This is a genomic window from Echinicola marina (assembly GCF_020463795.1).
Lineage (GTDB): Bacteria > Bacteroidota > Bacteroidia > Cytophagales > Cyclobacteriaceae > Echinicola > Echinicola marina.
In genome coordinates this window covers 4,060,110-4,078,922 of the sequence record NZ_CP080025.1, presented here as the reverse complement: position 1 = coordinate 4,078,922, position 18,813 = coordinate 4,060,110, and the positions used below count along the sequence as shown (strand labels likewise).

Genomic DNA, 18,813 nt, shown 5'->3' with positions numbered 1-18,813 from the left:
GGGAATGATAGTTATTTAAGCAAGTACTTAAATACAAAGGGCTATTTCGCCCTTCTCATCAATTTTGGTGCTGCTAGTTTCTCTCTTAGATTCTGCATATCCTCACTCACTTTTTTCTCTACCACTTTGGCGTAAACCTGCGTGGTTGTAATTTTGGAGTGACCCAACATCTTGCTAACCGTTTCCAGTGGCACACCATTACAAAGCGTAACTGTAGTAGCAAAAGTATGCCTGGCTAGGTGAAATGTGAGGTTCTTTTCAATTCCGCACAGATCAGCAATTTCTTTCAGGTAAGAGTTCAGCTTTTGGTTAGAAATCATTGGGAATATTGCCCCCCTCTGCACAGCTCTTGGATGGGTTTTGTATTTCTCGATGATTTCCCAAGCTTTGGGAAGGATAGGAACCCTTACCGGCTGGTCGGTCTTCTGGCGGCAGGTAGATAACCAATATTCCCCATCAATGCCAATGGTAATATTGGATGGGGTAAGGTTCATAGCATCGATGTAGGCCAGTCCGGTATAGCAACTGAACACAAACAAATCTCTTACCCACTGCAGGCGGACAATTTTGAAGTCCTTGTTCTCTACGGCCTCCAGCTCTTCATCATTGAGGAAATCCCGATCCACCCGATGGAATTTGAGCTGGTACTTGTCAAATGGATCCCTGCTTACCCATTCCATTTTCACGGCCATTGTCACCATCTTCCGGAACCTCTCCAGATGCTTCATCACTCCATTGTTGCCAAGCGGCTTCTGGTGGTCTTTGGGTTTATAGTTTCGGAGGTAGAATTCAAAATCGGTGATGAATTTATAAGACAGTTCCGAAAGGAACATGTCGGTAGTACCAAAGCGCTCTTTCAAAAATCGATGGATATACTTCTGAGTGGTGAAGTAGTTTTTCATCGTGCCCCACGCCAGTGTATCCCGCATTGTCTGGTTGTGATAATCCACCAGCTTGCATAAGGTGAAGTCCTTTTGGTCTGTACCCAGGAACATACTCTTGATGGCATCAGCAGTGATCAGTCTTTTTTGGACCTGCATCTCCTGGTAGCACTCCATAATCCTTGCCCGGACTTCATCCAGGTAGTGATTGAGCGATTTGATTTCTTCCCGGCTGCCCTTGGCCATGCCTTTTGAGCTGTTCAAGTCGCATGGTTTGATCCAACGCTTCAATGATATTTCAACTCTGCGGCCATCAACAGTGACTCTGGCATAGATTGGGAGGAGGCCATCTTTGGCCTTGTTAGTTCTTGTGATGAACTGAACTCCGAAGGTGTTTGTAGTTCTCATAACAATTCAGCTTTTGAGTGTTTGTGTTAAAATGATTCCTCTCGTGGTGAACTGCTTCCACAAGGCTACTCAAACAAGCCCAAAACAGTTCAAAAATTGTGATGTAACTATCTGTTTTACAGCTATTTTCATCAATCTGGTGAACTAAATATAACCATTCATTTGGTTCACCGGATAGGTCTCATTTTTGCTGAAATTGTCTAAATAGAACTGATACATAAAAAATAAAAAAGCCTGCAAATCGTAAGATTTGCAGGCTTTTGATATAGGTTGTTAACCTATTTGTCGGGGTTATAGCCTGAGAACCCATCCCCCTAACCTAAAAGAATTCAATATAATCAATAAGTGTTTGATAGGTACCGATGTTGAACTGGCATGGACGGATATCGATTCAAAGATTAGCTATTATGGTGGGATATATGAATGGGAAGAGGACTATTTCTTTGTGTATTCCAGCATTTCCAATAGTGAAAAGACTGTAGAGATCAATCATTTGGGGACCTGTCCTTACTTAGCTCCATTATTCCTTTACCACAAGCCTAATAAGCCATTCAGGCAAGAATTTGCAATGATCTTTGAGCAGATTTTTTCATCTTAGGGCTAATTAAGTTTTTTGTGTCCCTATCATCAATATGGTCGACTATCGGATTTATATTTATGAGACCAATTAGTATCTTTAACTGATTTCACTTATTCAAGCTCTAAATATTAAGCCCATAATTTTACACATTCCTATTCTTCTCCTGACAATTGGCACGAATTTTTCCTTAAAATTGTCTTTTCAATAAGTAAATAATCCTCGGGGCAAGCCCACGAGGCATTATTGGTCAATCGAATATTTTTAATTGATAATTGGTCTTCAGTTTTTTATATCCTTTTTCCAGCCCTTGACTCTTTACATAATTAGCGATCTTTTCCTCTGTTCCATGTTGGCCTACCGTATTGACAAAATATCCCTTACCCCAAAACTCCCCTCCCCAGAGCTGTTTTTTCACCTCTGGGCATTCTTTAAACACCTCTCGTGACACTAAACTCTTTATCGTTCTCACTATTTTGGTTATACTATACGTTGGAACCGATTGGATCAGAAAATGTACATGGTCAGCATCTGTACCGATTTCCAGAAATTTAATCTCATATCTTAGTTCTATCTGTTCACACGTCGATGTCAGAACTTTATCAACCTCTTTACTGAACACTACTCGTCTATATTTTGCTGAGCAAACTATATGGTACAGCAAAACTGATACATTATGACTCTTATGGATATACTTACTTTCTTGCGACATCGAGTCACAAGATAGTAAAACGAGGCTAGCCTCGGGGAATTTGACCCTAAGAGATTAAACACTTAAAAAATGAGCAGATTTTCAGAAGTAAAGGAATTAGTGGATTCCTTGGAAGCAGATTTCACCAAATTTTATGAGCAAAGCAATAAGGCTGCCGGAACAAGGGTAAGAAACGGCATGCAGGCCATCAAGACCTTGGCCCAGGAGATCCGTACCGAGGTGCAGGAAATCAAAAACAAGGACAAATAATCGTAAAAACATTTCCCTTGTTTTAAAAGTAGATTCCTGTATTGATGCCATGTGCCAAACATTATTTCACACAAACAAATATGGTAATAGGCAGGATCAACTCAAGATCTATGAAAAAACTGTAGCGTTTTAAACAATAACGGCTACTCTTTGAGCAGCCGTTATTTACAATCAAAGCTTTTATCACTATAGGTTGATAATTGCACTAATATTAAATGACGCACCTTTTCCCTTAGTATATAGATTGGATCGGGTAAACCATTGTGATCTGGCAGGGAAATAATCCTCATTGAAAAGATTTTGAATGCCCAAATTCATCGTTATGTTGGAATTAACTTTATAGCTTGCTGCTAGGTCAAAAATATGGTAAGCTTCCACAGGAGCCTTATAAACGTCGTAAGAACCTGCTTCGTTTTTCTCAAAGCGGTCTCTATTACCAACGCCGCTGTATTGAAGCTTGAATGAGACCTTTTCATCCAACAAAATATACCTTAAATAAGCCCCCATTTTTGGAGCTGAAATTCTCTCTCCACCCAGATAGGTATCCTCCGAATCCCGGTAAGAACCGTTATCGTTAACATCCATTTTACCTTCAACATATGCGTAATTTACTCCTGCAGTCAAATTACTAGTCACTTCCGCATCCAGTACCAATTCTAATCCATGGATTCTTTCCGGACTTCTAAGAACCTCAAAGACACCATCCACAAATTTCCCACTTGTTCCGAGTTCAGAAGTACTTATATAACCTACAGCTTCAAAACGAAAAAGATCAAATTCACTTAAAAACCCCGTTTCATAGTTATTGACCACGACTGGTTCCGTATTGATGTCTTTCATGTCGTTTACCCTGGCAGATCGGAGCATTACACCAATATCAGCCACGCTAAATCCTTGAGAAAAACTTAGATACGGAGAGAAATATTTCCATTTGTTATACCTTAAACCTGTATTGAACAACCATGTATTATAGGTTAGTTCACCACCTTTAACATCAAAAGATGGATTTACTTCACCGGTAGACGTGTTAATGGTTGCCAGGGTCTTATAATCTTCCACCCCGATATTTACCTTTTCGAACCTTAACCCACCTTTAAAGACCAATTCATCAAAAAAGTCCATTTTCAACTGGGCGAACGGAGCAGTATTAAACATATCCATTTCCGGCACCCACTGCCTTCCATCCACCAAAGGCTGGGAAGTAACATCATTCATCAAATCAAGTCCATATAACACACTTCCATTTATATTGTTTGAAGACAATAATGGGGTGTTAAATTGGAATCTTAAGCCTTTCTTATCCGAAGAAATTAAGGATTGTCCCCCATCAATAAATACATCAGACTGGAAGAAAACATTATCCACTGATTGATAATAAAGGTCTACTTCATAATTGGTATTGCCAAAAGCTTCTTTCCCTGAAAATCTTAAAGAAGCATTATGATTTCCCCTCACGCCTTGCGGCACCCCTTGAGGTGTTCCCAAAACTGCTTTGGTCTTTTCTCTTTCCTCATAATTACCAAATTCAGAAATATAGTTTGTTTTCTGTTCACTGGAATAATAATTATAGCTGAATTGCAGTCGATGTTTAGGGCTCATATCATATCCCAGTTTAAGAAAAGCATTATATGAATCCGTCTCCCCCAAACCATAGGTTGGCGGTAGCACGTCCCCTTCCGCATCTTTCCATTCGCCTGTCTGCTCAAATACTCCACTGACCACATAGTCCAATTTACCTGCCTTACCATAAAACATCTGGCTTAACCTAGATCCCATACTGTTATCTATATTTGAAAGCGAACCCGTACTTCCTATTGATGTTCTTGAATTAAATGCTTTTTCAGTCCTTGGGGTACGTGTGATATAATTGACCAAACCGCCAGCTGCTCCATTTCCATAAACTGCCGTAGCGCCTTTTATGACTTCTACACGTTCTATCAAATCAGGATCAAGGGATCGCAAATCTACTGAACCATTTCTTAGGGGAGTAGATTGCGGTACACCATCCACCATGATCAAAAGTGGCCTTCCTCTTAATGTCTGTCCCCAATTACTGCTTGTACCCGTACTCGGCCCTAAGCCAGGAACATTATTGCTTAAAATATCGATGATATTTGTGGTTACGATCATCGATTCATCCAAAGTCTTTCGAGGAAGGATGGTAAATGAAGAGGGTACTTCATCGATGGATTCTGGGTTTCTACTGGCCGAAACAACCATTTCTGCCAAGTTAAGGGATTCGTTTCTCAGAATAAACTGGACTTCCACAATTTCACCACTTCCAAGATCCACACTTCGTTGAATACCCTTAAAACCTATGGAAGAGGCCACCAAATTATATTTCCCTGCGGCTAGTCCACCAAGTTCAAATATCCCGTGTTCATCGGCAGTGGTTCCCTTTCCCATCCCTTTGATCAGCACATTGGCGTATGGTATTGATTGTCCTGAGTGATCTACAACCTCTCCCTTTATGGCTCCGGAACTTTGAGCCATAAGATGTACAAAACTACTTAACAGGAGAATACTTAATAGTAAACATTTTTTCATTATATTTATTTAGATTTAATTTAATTAATAATGCACAAAAGTAATATCCTTTCCCTAATCTTAAAAAAACCAATCAGCCTATTTTCATAATAATATTCTATGGTAAAATATATTTGATAACCAACAGGTTCATTCAAAGTAATAATGGATAAAAGGCTGTCTAAAATTGGCAGTATTGATCCTATAGTTTAAAAAGATTATGGATGATATTTATTTTACCTTTTCCAGTTTACCCTTGAATCCCTTCCTAAGATTGACTGGGTAAAGTAAGTGTCTATCCTTGAAATTTATAATTGTCAATTCTGAGTTAGAATTGACAATCCATATTGAAAAAAGGAAATGTTTTGAGAATCAAGCATTTCATATCCCTGTGAAACATTGACGTAACGGAATTATATCCCTAGGCCATCAGGCATCCCCCTACCAAAAAACATTTAACTGAAATATGCATTAGCCTATCTATTAAGGACTGAAAACACATTAAAATCAGTCGATTTGATGCTATCTGGAGACTTAACCATAGCCTTGGCTATGCCTCAGACTTCAAACAGCCTCATTTCCTTGCATTTTCAGCTCTCATTACGATCGCTAATGAATAATCTTGGTTTAAGGAGAAATTATGGACCAAGAGTTGGCTCAATAGGAATCCAATGTGGATGTACTTTTAGGAGAGGAGCATAGTAATTACTGGTCCTTTCAATAAAGTTGAACAAGCAGCTTTTTCTTCCTTTTAGAACCCCTAAATTATTTTTAATTTTAAGTGTATCCTTTTTATGCTTATGCCGTCTACCTGATGAAACAAAAATCTAGAAGATTATGGATACTTGTAAATGCACCAATTGTGATTGCCAAAAATGTAACTGTGTCAATTGTTTGGAAAGCAATTGCCCTTGTGAAAAATGCGATTGTCAAAAATGTAGTTGTTGTCAATCTTAACTGGTAAGGCCTTGGCCTTGCCTAAACCTCATCTACCATGGAAACAACATCCCGTGCAATAGTGGAAAAATATGGCGAGCGGCTTTATTTTTTTATCCTGAAAAAGGTAAAGGACAAGGATATCTCCAATGATATTTTCCAGAACACCATTTTAAAAATCCATATGCATTTAGGCCAGGTAAAAAAGCCCGAGAAGATCAAGTCATGGATTTTTCAAATTGCAAGAAATGAGACTATGGACCATTTCAGGGAACGTTCCCTATTATCTGAAGAGCATATCACTAACCTTTCAAATACCCAAAGTTCATCCAATAAATTCTGCTGTTTTGACAGATTTATAGAAGAGCTACCCGAAAATTACAGGGTATGCATAGAAAAGGTGTACCTGGAAGGAATGAAGCAGCAAGAGGCAGCCATTCACTTGGATATATCACTGGCCAATCTTAAAGCCAGGGTAAGACGGGCAAAAAGCATCTTAAAGCAACGATTCAAGGAATGTTGTAAATACAGTTTGGGCGAGAGAGGGAATTTAGTGGGAGAACCTGACTGTTCCTATTGTGCCGATTAAAAAGCAATAGACAAACGATCCTTTTTTGAATCCAAGAACATTAAAAACAACGGCCTGTCATTTGGACAATGACAGGCCGTTTTTCATATAATTAATCTCCTTATCAAAGGTTGAGCTTAAAGCCTCCGTTGATTACAAAACCGTCCACAGGGGCATAGATATCCCTGATCTGAGGATCGTCAATATTGCCTGTGAAGATCGTATCAAACCTGGTCTGACGGGTATCCAACATGTTTTCAAAATTCAGAAAAAGAGAAAAATGCTTCCCTAATTTTTTCTCGGACATGATTCCCATAATCCAATAGGATTTTCCGGTATCTCCATCTGAAAGCTTTTGGGGGCTGAAATAATAAGCCTCCAGTCCAATCCAAAAGTCCCCATGTTTTTCATACATCAAGACATTATTCAGTCGGTGCTTGGCCACCAAAGGATACTCCGTGGTTTCATTTCCATAATGCTCATTTACATCTGCAAAGGTATAGCCCAAGAACAGTTTGAAATCATGGTAAGTCCATTTCATATTGGCTTCCAAACCACGCGTGTTGATATAACCAATGGGTTGGGTAAATTCATACATATTCTCATTGTTCCTCACCAATATCATTGGATCATCGATCTGTGTGTAGAACAGCAGGGCATTGGTGCTTAGACTCAATTCTCCTGAAATAGGCCATTTATAGTTGACATCCAGATTGATCCCAGTAGAGCGCTCAGCTTTTGTATTGGAAACATCTATGGGGAGAACATTTTGAAAGTGAAGTCGCTCGGTATCCTCGGTAAACTGAGTAGGTGTTTTATACCCAAGTCCTCCCCCTGCTCTGAAGGTAATCCTTTCATTGGGTTCGAACATCAATGAAAAGCGTGGCAGCAGATAAGCCCCGTATTGGCTTTGATAATCTCCTCTCAATCCTGTTTCCAGTGCCCATTGTTTGGCCATGTTCCAGGTGTTTTGAACAAATATTCCCGTGGTATAATTGGAAAAGCTAAGATCCTGTTCGGGATCTCCCTGCCTTTGGTCAAAATTTTCCGTCCATAGGTTAGCGCCCAAGACCCATTCAACCTTATCACCATAGGCAGCGTAATTAAGCTCCGAAAAGGATGAAACCTGTTTTCCTCCAAAGGTATATTCAGGTATGGCAATGGACCTTTCGAAGAAGCTTATGCTGTTTTTCAGCTGGATACGTGAATGGTCAGAAAATCGATGGGTAGCATCAAACTGGGTGGACAATCGATCTGTATTGTTCTCCTCGAAATAACCAGTGTTGCTGTCCCCTTTCACATAATCCATATTTCCTCCCAAGCGGTCTTCGGTAACAAAATTGAAGCCCAGGTTTATATCTGTTTCCTTGTCAAGATAGAGGAAGAGCCGCGGGTTAAGGGTATACCGTTCAAAATTCGGGATGGCAGTAAGCTCAATATCAGCGGGGTCATAAGCGGTTCCCTTATTATAGGAAGCAAATACTGTGGTCCCTATTTTGCCATATTTCTCTGCATAAAAACCACTGATATCCAGCCCCAGAGCAGAGGTTCCATTGACCATAAAATTGAGTTGTCGGTCTTCTTCGGGAGTTCTAGAAACCAAGTTCACTAGGCCTGCAATGGCTCCGCCCCCATAGAGAGTAGAAGAAGCCCCCTTGATCACTTCCACTTGCTTCAGGTCCAAAGGTGCGATCTGCATCAGGCTCAAGCCCCCCGAATAACCGGAATATAAGGGAAGTCCATCCCTTAGTAATTGGGTATATTTTCCATCCAGTCCCTGGATCCGGATACTGGAATTATAACTGGTTGCCGAAGTCTGCTGGGTCTGAATCCCGGTGCTTTCATTAAGCAGCATGCGGATATCTCCAGGTTTCATATTTCCTTTTTCTGCCAGTTCTTCCCCGGCAATAAACTCCACACGGGTAGGGATATCCTCTATGGTCCTGCTGCTTCTGGTGGATGTGATGACCACTTCTTCCATTTCCTCATCTGCATGGGACATCAGAAGTGTAAAATCTTCTTGCTCTCCTAAAGGAAAGGTCTTTTCCAGTTTTATCGTTTGGTAACCTATATATTGGACTGACAAGGTATAGGTACCATTGGGAATCCCAATGATTGTAACCTTTCCCTCTGCATTGGTTGCAGCTCCTTTTTCCAAGTCTGGAATAAAGACCGATACACCCAATAAGGGTTCATTTGATTCCCTGTCTTTTATAGTTGCTTTAAAAGTATTCTGAGCCATAGCCGCACCAAATAGGCATAGCAATAGCATTCCAGTGATAATGTATTTCACGGTGTTTCTTAATAGTTATTTGATCGGAAAATTTAAATGGTAATTTTAAAATTACCCTAATGAAAAAAGCATATCAGCCTTGAGGTGGTTTAAAAAGCGAAATAGTCAAGGAAAAGGCTTTAAATTCAGTTATTTCTTCAACACCTGTTTTGTCTACTTCCTGTATGGGTAAATAAAGAAATTCAATTTGTTCAAATATAAACCCCGGACAATTTCCGCAGGTATAGAAAGGAGAGCATAATCCCGAGTTTTGAGAAGTCCCCTTTAAGGGCTCATCATCACAACTTTGCTCTGCATGATCGGAACAAGCGTCCAATGGAGGACAACAGGGCATCAAGGATAGGCTGAGCACAAGAGGCAACATGATAGTTAAAATCAACCTCATGATAAATAAGTCCCTATTGTTCCTTCTTTCCATTGTTCAGATACCTACTGATGTCATATTGTTTTTCAGGCTTAACGCTTTGCAAGGCAAATTTAGATATTATGAATCATTAAAAAAATCGTGCGGGAGCCTGTAATAAATTTTAGTATTGGACAGCTACTGGAATCAGCATTCCCTATTAATGGAAATTACTTAAGCTACCATCTTCCCTAAAGGTCTTCAATATATAAGTTTTGACCAAAACAAATAATCGGATGATCAAAAAAGGGGCTTATCCCCTTTTTTGCTTTAATCCTTTCCTCCAGTAAGGTATTCCACTGCTTTCTGGGCTTTGGCAGCGGATTCTACCAATAGCTTCTTGTCTTTTTTCAGCTGTCCCAACCAATGCTGTATATATGCTGAGAAATTTTCCTGTTGGGCCTCCTCCCAAATACCGCATAGATTACTCAGGTAACTGGCGCCCATTTCAGCAGTCAGCTCTTCCTTGCTATAAGCACTCTTATCTTTATCAGCTGCACCCCATAGCTCCTTTCTGTTAAGCCTTTTCTGGTGGCCGGTCGAATGAACCAGCTCATGGAACAGTGTCTGGTAAAAATGTCCTTCACTTCTGAACAGTTCCTTTTCAGGCATATTGATATAATCCTTTTTGGGATAATAGTAAGCCTGCGCCTCATTATATTTAATGGCTGGGAGATCAGGTATTCTCTCCAATAAATCCTCACAGGCCTTAATTGGTCTAAAAGGCTGTTTAGAACTAGTTTCGGGCAGTTCCCAATCCACACATTCTACATCTGCAATATTGAACACATTATAGTATTTCAGGAAGGCGCGCCTGTCCACCAAGCCTTTGGGCAATTTTCTGGCTTCCTGCTCGGTCAGTTTTTTTCCTGTCTCCTTATGTTGATAAACAAAATTCCAGTAAACGATCGGGATGGATTTAGATCCCTTCTTTACTTTCCCTCCCAGGCTTTCCGCTTGTTTGAAGGTCAGATAATAGGGCTTCCCATGGCCACAGCTTAACAGTAACCAAAGGTTGATTCCTTTGTACGCCTTCCCTGACTGGTAGTTTTTGGGCAATCCCATGACTGACCATGGTTGCTTCCACGGGATTATGCCCTTTTCAAGGCTGGACATGATCCTTTCATTGACAATCTGGTAAACATCTTTTTTGGAATACTTTGTTGAACGCTTCATAATAACATCGTTTTGGTGAATGATTTTATTTATGAAGCATCCCCAGGCTGCAGGGCACATTAAAGGCAAGGAGGATCGGAATAAACAAGCAGAGGATTTTGGGAAGGCTTTATGCCGAAGTTCCTTGTCCTGTATGGGCCATGGCTGCCTACCTTAGCTGGGTAATTGAATAAGAAATAGGAACTACTTATCTTAATAAATCTTTTAAGTAATATATTTATTACATTTGCATATAAGATGTAATATAATGTAAGGAAATAGGCTTACTGATTATGTTTATTACCAAAACCGACATATCGACTTTACAAAGACTATCCCAAAGCAATAATTTGGTTCCTATTGATGAAATACCTCAATCGGTAAGGGAAGATTTTGATTTGTTTTTCTTCGGTAAGACCATTACTACAGATGAAGCCAATAGACTTGCTGCCTATCCCCATGACATTAAAAATTGGGTTCGTCATCTCTTTAAAAAATATGCTGCCTGAGCTATTATGTTATCATCTTTTTTAGCGAATTTCAATCGATCCCTTCAAATTTTCAGAGAAAAACATCCTGCCCCAAAGTGGACAGATGAATTCAGAAATACGCTTATCAATGATTTCACATTTTTCTCCTCCCGTCTGGAAGATGATCAGATTCAGTATGGGGAAACCATACAGTTTTTGAATAACGAAATGGTAAGAAAGGGAAAAATGAAAAGTCTATTGGATGTAGCCAATCACAAAGACACACTTCAGGGAATCATTGACCAGATTGAAACATTTGAGTGCAGCGAGAAAATAATTAAAGATATCCACCGGAAATTGATGAGCAGCGAATTGGCTTGGGAAACCGATTTCAAAACCGAACTTATCGGTGAATATAGAAATATCCCAACAATAGGATACCGCCAGCCCTTGTACCCCAACAAAGAATACGCTCCTCACTACAACCTTGAAATGATTATGGGATCACATGTGGATATTTTTAAACGGAAATTCGAGTCTATTGACAATTCAAAAGACGAAAAGCATCTTTTAACTGCCTTGGCTTACTTCCATAACAAGTTCCTGAATGAAATACATCCATTTGCTGATGGTAACGGACGAGTCTGTAGGATAGTAATGGGAGCTGTATTGATGCAACATCAATGTCCACCTGTGTTTACCCAGATAAAGTCTGAAAGTGATAGAAAAGCCTATATTGAAACCATCATCACCTGTGAAAATTCTAATTCAGACCTCCCACTTGTCCAGTTTCTCGCTGAAGGAATGACTAAATATTTACAGGGTAAAATTGATTGACCAAGCGGTTCAATGGTGTAATCACTTCCAATATAAAATTTTTATTCCGATATGCGCAGACTAAGAATCCAATGTGTGAATAAGGTAGAGAAGGGACCGTTAAAAGGATCCATCGAAATAATTGGTGGGTTAAATGAAAATGGTGAAAGATGGAATATAACCGTTGAAGAAGCCATTAAGGGTATACAGTCCGGTTTATGGGAATTCTATATCATTAAGGAAAAACTCGAGGAAAATATTTCTTTTTCTTCTTCCGAAGAGCCAGTTTTGGAATCACTTATGGGGTGTCCTTGGTAATAAATATCCTTACTTTTTATAATACTAAGTATAACACTTAACCCTTCTGGATAATCAGTCCCATTAATGCTGGTGTATCCATCATCCTTTCCAATTCCGATTCAATTAGCTCGTTAACCTCAGCCTTGATCCTTTTATAGTTTTCATTGACTTCTCTATCCCCCAAAGTTCTACAGGCTGGGATATCTTTATAGGCACCTTCTTCTTTCCTAATTGCGGTATGGTCATTGATAATCTTTCCATGAAATCCCTTCAGCTCCATGGGTTGATCCGGTGTATCGGCCACCAGTCCCACAAACTCCCCAGAGGAAAGAGAAGCAATGGTAGATTGTGGTACGGCCAGGTCCAGTTGGGTGGAATGGCTGATAGAAGTATCATTGGAGTTGATGGATTGGCTCAGCCTTTTTTGTCTGATCTTCCCAAAACGATCGGACAACTGCTTGGCCGTATCCCCCAGTACCTGTCCCGAGATGATATTCCCGACCGTATTCATGATCACCTCGGCCTGCTCCCTGCCATAATCTTTTTTTAGCTGGCTATAATCCTGTACCCCCAAACAAGTTGCCACTTTATTGCTCCGGGCCGTTGCGATCAGGTTATCCATACCATTAAAATAAATGGTGGGAAATTCATCGAAAATCAGGCTGGATTTTAGTTTTCCCTTTTGGTTGACCAGCTTGGTAATCCTTGAAATATACAAACTCAACACTGCTCCATATACCTGCTGCTTTTGGGGATTGTTGCCCATGCAGACTACTTTGGGTTCCTTGGGATGATTGATATCCAGGGTAAATTCACTTTCAGAAAGCACATAATAAAGCTGTGGTGAGGAAAGCCTGGCCATGGTGATCTTGGCACTGGCAATCTGCCCTTCCAGTTGTTCGGCAGCCCCTTGGAGATAAGCCGAAACAAATGGATTGATCAGCACTTCTATTTCCGGTTCCGTTCTTAATACAGAAAACAACTTATCATAATCCACTTGCATCATTTCAATGACATGGGGCAGGGTGCAAAATTTACCCTTTTGGTATTTCTTCAAAAACCAGATGACCGCAGTCAAAAAATTGATGGGGGATTCCACAAAGAAGTCCCCCTGCTTTTTTATCCATTCCCTGTTGAGTCCCATCATAATGGTTCGGGAAGATTCACTGGCATCAGTGATATCCAGCATGGTAGAAGGTTCAAGGGGATTGCAGCGGTGACTATGTTCCAGATCATCAAAATTGATGGTATAGAACGATGGAAGTATTTTATAGGCTCCTTTGTTTTTGATCAGTGCATTATAGGCAATCCTTGATAGGTCATCGTATTTAAAGTCATAGACGAACATGGAAAAACCCTTGGCAATATGCTGGGTTATCACATGACGGATCACAAAATAACTTTTGCCCGATCCGGGTGTCCCCAGTACCAGTAATGCACGGAAAGGGTTGATGATATTGACCCAGCTGTTTCTGATTTTATTTTTCAGTTGGTATTTGGCTGGCAGATTTATGGAATAGGCATTGACCAGCTTTCTTTCCTCTTGGGGGAAGGTTTCATTTTCCCTGTTGAAGACACCTTTGCTGCCTTGGTCTTTCAGGAATCTGGATAACCTCCCTCCTCCCCATAGCACCATCAGATAGCCGATAATCATGGAAATGCCATAAGAAAATTCCAAGGTCAAAGGATCCATTGTCAGTCTCCTCCAATAATTTGAAAACAAAAAGAGATTACCGCCCAGAAAAAGGCACATCAATGCAGAAGACCATTTCACCTTTATATCCTTTTTACCCTTTGTTCCCAAAAGGCTTATAAAAAGCAGGCCCAGGGACAGGGATTTGGCATAAATTGTATTTCCCAGAAATGGCAGCTCGCCCAATTTCTGGATAAAGTTGTCCCAAAGTGGTTTTACCAAGCCCCACCGATCAAAGAGAATGGGAAGCTCCAAATATAAATGGATCATTAATACTGCTAGACTGGCCTTCCGGGTAAGGTCCAAAATTTTTCTCAGGGCCTGCGTGTTTTCTCCTGTGGCCATGTCAAAGTTTTTTTCTTCGTTTTTTCCTCTTTTTCCTTTTATCAAAAGGATCGGCTAGCTCCTCCCATTCTGGACGCAAAATTGCTTCGACCTTACTTATGAAAGAAGCTAAAGCGCCCTTACCTTCTTCCTTCCACAAATAAGGATCTGCATTTGGCCCATCCTTATTTGTGGAATAACGAAAAGGCCCCTTTCCATATCTAGGTGGATTAACCGTCACCTTAGTCAGTTTTTTATCCCCCTCCTTTGGATGAAGCTGGGCATAAACCTTTTGGCCACTTAGCGATCTGGATAATTCCGATGCCTTGAAAGCAGATCTATTGACATGATCTATGATAGTAAGGCCAAAAACCTTCCCATCTTTGGAATAATGAAAATCAGCTGCCAAACCAGCCTTTTTAAGATTTTCCTCGAATGCCCCTTTCCCCTTCCCTTTGGAAATCTTCAGGGCTCCCAACCCCTTATTTCGAGTGGTTGAAACCAAAACCTCCTTTTTCATTTTGCTGTGCTCCATCCTCTTTTGGAGTCTGGAGAAGGTTGGTTTCGAATAAAAGGCGCTTGCCTTTATGGGGACACCAATCCGTTTTCCCTTATTATCCAATGCGCTATAGGCCAAGCCCTTATTTTCATACATCTTGGTTCCCTTTTCTCCCTGAATCAATACAATATTGAATTGCCGCAATATGGAAGCAAGCTCACCAATCGAGCCATAGGAATAAGTCCTCATTACCTCCGTGATAATATTGCCCATTGCAGCTTTGCTTTCCTTCTTTCCATATTTCAGGCTTTCCAAAGGCTGGATACTTAGCACCTGTTCTTTTTGTTGTTCCGCCACCACTAAGCCCAGCTCTTTTTCCAGTTCCTTTCTGGCTTTTTCAGATTTCTCCCTTCCGAGATTATGCGTTTCTATTCGCTTTCCTTCCCGCGTAATATTGGTACTGACAATATGAAGATGGGGGTGTCCGGCATCCATATGTTCATAGACCAAATAGGGCTGGCTTCCAAAACCGATACGATTCATATATTCCTGTGCGATAAAGGCCTTTTGGGCCTCATCCAATTGATCTTTAGGTGAAAAGTTCAGGGAAACATGAAAGGCATTCAGCTTGGCCCTGGAATTTTTTTGAGTATAGTAGAGAAACCTTTCGTGCTTATATTTCAATGAGCCACTTTCGCCATTTGTTCCAAAACCATTGGCCATTAAAACGCTTGCCTTTTTATCCTTCACCTTATCCTCATTATAATACAACAGGCCAAGGATATTTCTCCCCAAGCTGATCCGGGCTACCATTAACTAAAGGACTTTTGTAAACCCCTTTCCAGTTCTTCCATTTTATTTCCTACCAATGCCAATTGCTTTTCCAATTGTTTCACCAAGGATTTTTTCCACAAGGGATCATTCAGGCTATTGAAATGTCTGGTAATCTGATTGATATTCACCCCAATGGCATGGATCTCCATTTGTATGGAATGCATTTGATCTAGAAGGAGGTCTGCCGTTTCATCATGGTTTTTGCAGATGATGGTTTTATTGGAAAGAATATCCCTGATCAGAGCGCTCATAGTAGCATTTTGCGATTTTGAAAGCAGGTTAACCAATTCATGGTACCGTTGTTCAGGTATCCTTGACTCCACCTGTTTGAGCCTTGATTTGTTTCTTTTCCCCATAGCAGATCAATTTTCAAGGTTATACAACCATTCCTGTGCAGCTTCCTTCCAATTATGGATGGGGATTCCTCCTTCGGTATGCCATCCAGTGGATTGGTAATAATAATAAAACACCTCTGCCTCGGCGACTGGAACGGCCATTTCTGAAAAGAAGGTCTTGATTTCATCAAGTTGGGGCGGTAAGATATGCCCAAAGCTGAATTGAGATTGAAAAGTAGTCATGATGTTTTCCATTTTGGTTCATGACCAAATTGAAAAACCATTGAAACAAAAATTCACCAGTTGCACCCCAGTAGGGTGAAAAAAGTCAGAATTTGATTCCTCAATTATCCTTTGATTCCCAAAAAAACTACTCACTACTGTCAACATTTTCCTTACCATTGTACTCCATAATGAAAAGCATTATCCGATAGGCTTCTTCCCTCCATCGTCAATCCAAAAGGATAGTAATCCGAAATACTAACCGTCTCCGCCCAAGTGCTATCACTGGATAACTGAATCCTAACTTGAACAGTAGCTAATACGTTACCTAAGTGATTAGAAAGCTCATAGCTCTTATGCCCAAGTGTACGATACCCCGGTTTGGCAGCATGTAAATGTAACCCTAATCTGCTACTTCCAGCAATAATTCGGTCATTCGATTAACAAATCGATAATTTATAAACATTTAAAAAAACCATAGATATAATTAAAAATCTTATAACTACTACTCACAACAAACGAACAACTGATTATCGATACATTACCTCCTAACCAACTTCTAGATCGACAATCTACTTCTTCCAAATTATGAAAGAATCAGCTCAAAAGGTTCAAACTTATTTTCACAAACGCTGCAAAGAAGTAAAATAAAGGGAGCCACTGAATTTGATATAGGCTTCAAAAAAAAACAACCAAACCTCCCCATTCACTTCTCTTGGATGCCGCGTAATAACGGGAAGGAATTAAGGTCAAGGGTGCTGACGGCAGGAAGCATTTATCCTGCCCTTGACCATTTTCCTGACCGGAATATCTTTGCAGCAAAGGCGGAGTGGATACCTATGAAATTGTCATAAAAAACAACAGATTGTTCCAATTCCATCTCCCCTGATTTAATGGGTATTGACTCTTTACTTAGGTGGGCAACAACACATATCAACCATTATGGTCTTGATTTTCTCCCATAAAAAGACTGCGAGTCCCGAGCACCTTTCGCTCTGACTTTGGAGGCTGAAAAGAAGGTTTTGTATACAAAACTACATCTTGCTGGCCGCCGGATCGCGGCCCCTGATTGGGACAAACTGTCCTCCGTTTAACATGTTAAAATGATGGAACTCCGGAATGCCAAGGTCAGTTTTCCAGGTTCCAAACCCATTGATCAGCTGCCATCACCCAATCCCGTAACGGGCTTCCCGACTCGCTTTTCCAGTCCAGCCCCTGATAGTAAAAATAGAATACTTCCGCCTCGGAATCCGGAATGTTCATAAACCGGAAATAGGCCTTCACTTCTTCGATGGTAGGTGGGATACGGTCGGTAAAATTTGGATATTCTCTTTGGTCTTTCATAATTGTTTATCGTTTTGGTCAAAGTCCAAAGGTGGATCATGAAAGGCTGGAATGGTCACACTGAAAACCGAAGGGGGAGCTGAAAAACAAAAGGAACACCGCTTTCCCAAATTAGGCAGCACTTAAAGCAAGAATAAAAAAAAGGCCTTACAGCCCTCCTTCATCCGCGAATGAATAATATCCTTCGGTTGTGATGATAATATGATCCAATACCGGCAATTCCAATAATTTCCCGGCTTTCACCATTTTTTCCGTTAGTCTTTTATCCTGTTCACTGGGTTTTAAGGTACCGGATGGATGGTTATGCGAAATTATCATAGCCGTAGCAGATGCTTTCATGGCTGCCCCAAAGATCACTTTCAGGTCTACTACAGTCCCTGCAGTTCCTCCGGATGAGGCGTTGATAATTCCAAGGACACGGTTAGCCCTATTTAGGAGAATAACCTTAAATTCTTCAATAAACTCTATTTTCGACTCATCCCAGTTGGCCCTTAAAATCCTAATGGCAGTCAAGGAGGACGTGATTTGGGGCTTTTGGGAAACCTTTGAATTGGCCTTGTAACTTAGTACAATTTCTGCTACTTGGCTGGATACGATGTCTTTGTTGTTGCTGTCCATAACATTTCGTTTTTGATGGTTAGAAATTAATTATGGACACCGCCCCGCTTGAGGGCAACCAAAGCCAAGTGGCAACGGAATAAATGAGGGGGCATGCGGGAATGGCATGTGTTTATGCCGGACACTCTTGGCTGCCCCGGCAGCCCGAAAGCGAACTTTGTGCAGTGATTAATGGATAAAGAATAATAAATCCAATTAGAGCAGTTAGGATTTCGTCAAAATTATCAATCTGATAACTTTCAAAATGGCTAAAAATGGCAGTACCCAATTTTATCATTTCTTTCTTCTATGTTACTCAGGATATTATTTCTTAAAACCATTAATATAAATCCATAAAAAGACCTGAATAGGATAATTAGTGATGGAAATCACTCCAAAAGAAATTATACAGACTATATGCATTTAACTGTAATCACAAACCAAGAACAAATGTTCAAATTACCGACCCTACCTCCCAAATCACTCCTCTTGGATGCCACCTTATAACGGGAAAGAATAAAGGTGCGGGGTGCTGACGTCAAAAAGCATTCTCTTGCCCTAGACCGTATTCCTTCCCTTTATACTTTTGCAGCAAGGTGTGGTGGATATCGGTAATTAGAAAACAAAGCCGATAATTGAAACAAACAATTTCTCAAACCAGAGTAAAGCGC

19 protein-coding genes are annotated in these 18,813 nt (G+C 40.5%); 7 read left to right on the top strand and 12 right to left on the bottom strand.

The window, feature by feature from the left end:
- Positions 1–41 precede the first annotated feature (41 nt).
- The gene (locus KZP23_RS16390; RefSeq protein ID WP_226332848.1) at positions 42–1,289 is read right to left on the bottom strand and encodes a site-specific integrase; all 1,248 of its coding nucleotides are present in this window, start codon (positions 1,287–1,289) and stop codon (positions 42–44) included.
- Between the two features lie 349 nt (positions 1,290–1,638).
- Between KZP23_RS16390 and KZP23_RS16385 the strand changes: the two genes are divergently transcribed.
- Entirely contained in the window at positions 1,639–1,887 is a 249-nt protein-coding gene (locus KZP23_RS16385) for a hypothetical protein (RefSeq protein WP_226332846.1), read from the top strand.
- A gap of 229 nt (positions 1,888–2,116) precedes the next feature.
- Here the strand turns inward: KZP23_RS16385 and tnpA are convergent, their stop codons facing one another.
- The gene (gene tnpA, locus KZP23_RS16380; protein ID WP_226332430.1) at positions 2,117–2,578 is read right to left on the bottom strand and encodes an IS200/IS605 family transposase; all 462 of its coding nucleotides are present in this window, start codon (positions 2,576–2,578) and stop codon (positions 2,117–2,119) included.
- A gap of 69 nt (positions 2,579–2,647) precedes the next feature.
- On the opposite strand from tnpA, the gene KZP23_RS16375 reads away from it, so the two are divergent.
- Positions 2,648–2,827, top strand: a complete 180-nt coding sequence (locus KZP23_RS16375; RefSeq protein ID WP_226332844.1) for a histone H1 — start codon at positions 2,648–2,650, stop codon at positions 2,825–2,827.
- Between the two features lie 186 nt (positions 2,828–3,013).
- Here the strand turns inward: KZP23_RS16375 and KZP23_RS16370 are convergent, their stop codons facing one another.
- Positions 3,014–5,320, bottom strand: coding sequence for a TonB-dependent receptor (locus tag KZP23_RS16370; RefSeq protein WP_226332840.1), 2,307 nt, complete (start codon positions 5,318–5,320; stop codon positions 3,014–3,016).
- An 847-nt stretch (positions 5,321–6,167) separates the two neighbouring features.
- Between KZP23_RS16370 and KZP23_RS16365 the strand changes: the two genes are divergently transcribed.
- Both KZP23_RS16365 and KZP23_RS16360 read left to right on the top strand, forming a co-directional pair.
- Entirely contained in the window at positions 6,168–6,317 is a 150-nt protein-coding gene (locus KZP23_RS16365; protein WP_226332839.1) for a hypothetical protein, read from the top strand.
- 30 nt (positions 6,318–6,347) lie between these two features.
- On the top strand, positions 6,348–6,878 hold the full coding sequence (locus KZP23_RS16360) for a sigma-70 family RNA polymerase sigma factor (RefSeq protein ID WP_226332838.1): 531 nt from the start codon (positions 6,348–6,350) through the stop codon (positions 6,876–6,878).
- Positions 6,879–6,981: 103 nt separating this feature from the next.
- Here the strand turns inward: KZP23_RS16360 and KZP23_RS16355 are convergent, their stop codons facing one another.
- The 3 genes from KZP23_RS16355 to KZP23_RS16345 all read right to left on the bottom strand — a co-directional run bounded on the left by KZP23_RS16355 (position 6,982) and on the right by KZP23_RS16345 (position 10,729).
- Positions 6,982–9,150: a TonB-dependent receptor gene (locus tag KZP23_RS16355; protein ID WP_317198003.1), complete on the bottom strand. Its 2,169-nt coding sequence runs from the start codon at positions 9,148–9,150 to the stop codon at positions 6,982–6,984.
- A gap of 73 nt (positions 9,151–9,223) precedes the next feature.
- Entirely contained in the window at positions 9,224–9,568 is a 345-nt protein-coding gene (locus KZP23_RS16350) for a hypothetical protein (protein ID WP_226332837.1), read from the bottom strand.
- Between the two features lie 255 nt (positions 9,569–9,823).
- Complete coding sequence (locus tag KZP23_RS16345; RefSeq protein ID WP_226332836.1) at positions 9,824–10,729, bottom strand: ArdC family protein; 906 nt, start codon at positions 10,727–10,729, stop codon at positions 9,824–9,826.
- Positions 10,730–11,001: 272 nt separating this feature from the next.
- On the opposite strand from KZP23_RS16345, the gene KZP23_RS16340 reads away from it, so the two are divergent.
- Genes KZP23_RS16340 through KZP23_RS16330 form a run of 3 tightly spaced genes read left to right on the top strand, consistent with a single transcriptional unit; the run spans position 11,002 to position 12,312 of the window.
- Positions 11,002–11,217 (top strand): hypothetical protein, encoded by a 216-nt coding sequence (locus KZP23_RS16340; protein ID WP_226332835.1) that lies wholly within the window; start codon positions 11,002–11,004, stop codon positions 11,215–11,217.
- Positions 11,218–11,223: 6 nt separating this feature from the next.
- Positions 11,224–12,015: a Fic family protein gene (locus KZP23_RS16335; RefSeq protein ID WP_226332834.1), complete on the top strand. Its 792-nt coding sequence runs from the start codon at positions 11,224–11,226 to the stop codon at positions 12,013–12,015.
- A 51-nt stretch (positions 12,016–12,066) separates the two neighbouring features.
- Positions 12,067–12,312: a hypothetical protein gene (locus KZP23_RS16330; RefSeq protein ID WP_226332833.1), complete on the top strand. Its 246-nt coding sequence runs from the start codon at positions 12,067–12,069 to the stop codon at positions 12,310–12,312.
- A 37-nt stretch (positions 12,313–12,349) separates the two neighbouring features.
- Here KZP23_RS16330 and mobC read toward each other — a convergent pair whose 3' ends face one another.
- From mobC to KZP23_RS16300, 6 genes are all read right to left on the bottom strand, one after another.
- Complete coding sequence (mobC, locus tag KZP23_RS16325) at positions 12,350–14,377, bottom strand: conjugal transfer protein MobC (protein ID WP_449506044.1); 2,028 nt, start codon at positions 14,375–14,377, stop codon at positions 12,350–12,352.
- Positions 14,334–15,623 (bottom strand): relaxase/mobilization nuclease domain-containing protein, encoded by a 1,290-nt coding sequence (locus KZP23_RS16320; RefSeq protein ID WP_226332832.1) that lies wholly within the window; start codon positions 15,621–15,623, stop codon positions 14,334–14,336. Before KZP23_RS16320 ends, mobC begins: the two co-directional genes overlap by 44 nt.
- Positions 15,623–16,000: a plasmid mobilization protein gene (locus KZP23_RS16315; protein ID WP_226332831.1), complete on the bottom strand. Its 378-nt coding sequence runs from the start codon at positions 15,998–16,000 to the stop codon at positions 15,623–15,625. Before KZP23_RS16315 ends, KZP23_RS16320 begins: the two co-directional genes overlap by 1 nt.
- A gap of 6 nt (positions 16,001–16,006) precedes the next feature.
- Positions 16,007–16,222, bottom strand: coding sequence for a hypothetical protein (locus KZP23_RS16310; RefSeq protein WP_226332830.1), 216 nt, complete (start codon positions 16,220–16,222; stop codon positions 16,007–16,009).
- A gap of 1,107 nt (positions 16,223–17,329) precedes the next feature.
- Positions 17,330–17,545 (bottom strand): hypothetical protein, encoded by a 216-nt coding sequence (locus KZP23_RS16305; RefSeq protein ID WP_226332829.1) that lies wholly within the window; start codon positions 17,543–17,545, stop codon positions 17,330–17,332.
- Between the two features lie 147 nt (positions 17,546–17,692).
- Positions 17,693–18,163, bottom strand: a complete 471-nt coding sequence (locus tag KZP23_RS16300) for a JAB domain-containing protein (protein WP_226332828.1) — start codon at positions 18,161–18,163, stop codon at positions 17,693–17,695.
- Positions 18,164–18,813: the final 650 nt, after the last annotated feature.

What these genes read in the sequence shown, in the direction of transcription:
- KZP23_RS16310 (WP_226332830.1), bottom strand. Translation starts at nt 16,222, where the DNA reads ATGACTACTTTTCAATCTCAATTCAGCTTTGGGCATATCTTACCGCCC.
- KZP23_RS16375 (WP_226332844.1), top strand. Translation starts at nt 2,648, where the DNA reads ATGAGCAGATTTTCAGAAGTAAAGGAATTAGTGGATTCCTTGGAAGCA.
- KZP23_RS16335 (WP_226332834.1), top strand. Translation starts at nt 11,224, where the DNA reads ATGTTATCATCTTTTTTAGCGAATTTCAATCGATCCCTTCAAATTTTC.
- KZP23_RS16315 (WP_226332831.1), bottom strand. Translation starts at nt 16,000, where the DNA reads ATGGGGAAAAGAAACAAATCAAGGCTCAAACAGGTGGAGTCAAGGATA.
- KZP23_RS16390 (WP_226332848.1), bottom strand. Translation starts at nt 1,289, where the DNA reads ATGAGAACTACAAACACCTTCGGAGTTCAGTTCATCACAAGAACTAAC.
- KZP23_RS16330 (WP_226332833.1), top strand. Translation starts at nt 12,067, where the DNA reads ATGCGCAGACTAAGAATCCAATGTGTGAATAAGGTAGAGAAGGGACCG.
- tnpA (WP_226332430.1), bottom strand. Translation starts at nt 2,578, where the DNA reads ATGTCGCAAGAAAGTAAGTATATCCATAAGAGTCATAATGTATCAGTT.
- KZP23_RS16360 (WP_226332838.1), top strand. Translation starts at nt 6,348, where the DNA reads ATGGAAACAACATCCCGTGCAATAGTGGAAAAATATGGCGAGCGGCTT.
- KZP23_RS16320 (WP_226332832.1), bottom strand. Translation starts at nt 15,623, where the DNA reads ATGGTAGCCCGGATCAGCTTGGGGAGAAATATCCTTGGCCTGTTGTAT.
- KZP23_RS16365 (WP_226332839.1), top strand. Translation starts at nt 6,168, where the DNA reads ATGAAACAAAAATCTAGAAGATTATGGATACTTGTAAATGCACCAATT.
- KZP23_RS16340 (WP_226332835.1), top strand. Translation starts at nt 11,002, where the DNA reads ATGTTTATTACCAAAACCGACATATCGACTTTACAAAGACTATCCCAA.
- KZP23_RS16370 (WP_226332840.1), bottom strand. Translation starts at nt 5,320, where the DNA reads ATGGCTCAAAGTTCCGGAGCCATAAAGGGAGAGGTTGTAGATCACTCA.
- KZP23_RS16350 (WP_226332837.1), bottom strand. Translation starts at nt 9,568, where the DNA reads ATGGAAAGAAGGAACAATAGGGACTTATTTATCATGAGGTTGATTTTA.
- KZP23_RS16305 (WP_226332829.1), bottom strand. Translation starts at nt 17,545, where the DNA reads ATGAAAGACCAAAGAGAATATCCAAATTTTACCGACCGTATCCCACCT.
- KZP23_RS16345 (WP_226332836.1), bottom strand. Translation starts at nt 10,729, where the DNA reads ATGAAGCGTTCAACAAAGTATTCCAAAAAAGATGTTTACCAGATTGTC.
- KZP23_RS16300 (WP_226332828.1), bottom strand. Translation starts at nt 18,163, where the DNA reads ATGGACAGCAACAACAAAGACATCGTATCCAGCCAAGTAGCAGAAATT.